A 2,002-nucleotide genomic window follows, 5' to 3' on the forward strand; every position below is an offset into this window, starting at 1 on the left:
AAGTGCTCCGTCCGTGCCTCCGCCGCATGCACCCCGGCGAGTGGTCGCGAACGCCATCTGTTTCCGGGCCGTGCCCGGCCAGGCGCGCGGGAACGCCATCTTCCGTCAACGGAGATATTGATGCGGAAAACGAGTGTGCTCCGGACGGTGGCACAACGCCCAGCCCGGACGCGCGCCGGCAGCTCTCCAGAGCGCTCCGCGGGACCGGAGTGCTACTTCGCGGGGGCGTGGGCGATCAGGAGCGTGTGGCGCGGGCCGGACCTGCCGGCGTGGGCACGGACGCGGACCTCGTCCACCTCCAGCCCCGTCCTGCGGAGGAGGGCGGCGAACTCCGGCTCCGCTTCCGCGGACCAGTAGGCCAGGCGGCCGCCGGGGCGCAGCGCGGCGGCGGCGGTCCGCACGCCGTTGGCGCGGTAGAGCGCCGCGTTGGCGCCGGTGGTCAGCGCGCCCGCCCCGTTGTCCACGTCCAGCATGATGGCATCGTACTCCCCCGGCCCGTCGCGCAGGACGTGCGACACGTCGGCGTGTCGCAGCTCCACCCGCGGGTCCGCGAGCGCGCCGGCGGCCAGCGGGTACTCGGGGTTGCGGTTCCACTCGATCACCTCGGCCACGATCTCGGCGACGACCACCGCGGCGTCCGCGGGGAGCACCCGCAGCGCGGCCCGCAGGGTGAAGCCGAAGCCTAATCCGCCGATCAGCACGCGCGCGCCCGGCGTGCCGGCCAGGGGCAGGCACACGCGCTCGGCGAGCTGCTCCTCGGAGTGGAAGCAGCGCGTGTTCATCAACTCCACGTTGTTCACGCGGAGGGCGTACGCGCCGTCGTGCCGGTACAGCGTCATCACGGTGCCGTCCGGCGCGGCGGCCTCGCCCAGGCGCTCGACTCGCTTCATCTGCTGTGCGGCTTGGAATGGTGTGGATCGCGACGGCAACCTGCCGCGGCGCGCCGTCCGGGGCAAGGCGCTGCGGGCGCTCCATCATCCAGCGTGAAGCGACGGACACCCCGGCCTTCCAGGAAGGGCCGGGGTGTCCGCGATCCGGGCGGGCCGGTGTGTTCGGCCCTGCCTTGACGAGAAGCGTCAGACGCGCGGCGGCGGCGGATCGGTGCGCTCGATGCGGGTGGGCGCCGGGTCCACGTGCTCCACGCGCGTGGGCGCCGGGCGGGTGTGCAGTTCCTCGCGCACGTGCACGTCCTTGCGGCCGCGGGGCATCAGGCCGGCGAGCCCCAGAAGTCCCAGGAGCCCCCAGGGAAAGCCGCGGCTCTCCTTTTCTTCCGTGCGCGTCGTGGTGGTGACGACCGCCGTGTCGTCCTGCGCGGCGGCCGGACGGGGCGCCGCGGCGGAGAGGCCGAGCGCCAGCCCTGCAACCGCCAACCTGCGGATGTGTGTAGCCATGCATGCCTCCTTGGGCGTGAGATGAGGTGGTCCCGCACGAATCGCGGCCCGCGGCCATGCCGGAAACGTGCCGCATTCGTGCGGCGGAGTGCATGCAAAGCTTTGCATAAGCTTGCGTTTCGGTACGCGGCGGCACCGGATGTGCCCCGAACCGGGCGCTGCGGAGTTGCAGGACGCGACAGACGACCGGGATGAGCGGAATGGAACCCAAGGACGAGGTGCTGGACGGAGACGCGCCGGAGGACCTGGTGCGGGAGTGGCGCGAGTTCGTGGACGAGTGCGCCGGCGGCTATCCGTTCAACTTGTACGACTACCACGCCGACCTTGCCGTCCGGGACCGGCTGGAGGCGTGCCTGCAGGCCGGGTGCCTGCCCGGGGCGGTAATGCAGGACGTAGAGGCGCTGGATGCGCGGTTCCGCGCCATGCTGCAGCCGGGGGTGCAGGTGGGCCCGGAGGCCGATCCCTGGTGGCACCGCGGCGTCCCCGTGTACGCGGGCTCCGAACTGGCGGAGGGAATCCAGGAGTGGTTCTCCGCTCCCGTCGAGGTACGCAACTAGCTGTCGCTCGGCGGCGGGCTGGGTAAACCGCGTCTCTCACGGAGGCCACGGGGG

Annotated in this window: 3 protein-coding genes; 1 reads left to right on the forward strand and 2 read right to left on the reverse strand. The window is 72.3% G+C overall.

The genetic code is table 11. The annotated features are described in order from the left end of the window. Positions 1 to 212 precede the first annotated feature (212 nt). Both VF665_RS20445 and VF665_RS20450 read right to left on the reverse strand, forming a co-directional pair. A complete protein-coding gene (locus tag VF665_RS20445; RefSeq protein ID WP_331055315.1) occupies positions 213 to 890 on the reverse strand; it encodes a hypothetical protein in 678 nt (225 codons plus the stop codon). A 186-nt stretch (positions 891 to 1,076) separates the two neighbouring features. After that, positions 1,077 to 1,391 carry a WGxxGxxG family protein gene (locus tag VF665_RS20450; RefSeq protein ID WP_331055316.1) on the reverse strand — a complete coding sequence of 105 codons (315 nt, stop codon included), beginning with the start codon at positions 1,389 to 1,391 and terminating at the stop codon, positions 1,077 to 1,079. A gap of 191 nt (positions 1,392 to 1,582) precedes the next feature. Between VF665_RS20450 and VF665_RS20455 the strand changes: the two genes are divergently transcribed. Then, on the forward strand, positions 1,583 to 1,948 hold the full coding sequence (locus tag VF665_RS20455) for a hypothetical protein (RefSeq protein WP_331055317.1): 366 nt from the start codon (positions 1,583 to 1,585) through the stop codon (positions 1,946 to 1,948). Positions 1,949 to 2,002: the final 54 nt, after the last annotated feature.

Origin of the sequence: Longimicrobium sp. (genome assembly GCF_036387355.1) — a bacterium.
Classification (GTDB): domain Bacteria; phylum Gemmatimonadota; class Gemmatimonadetes; order Longimicrobiales; family Longimicrobiaceae; genus Longimicrobium.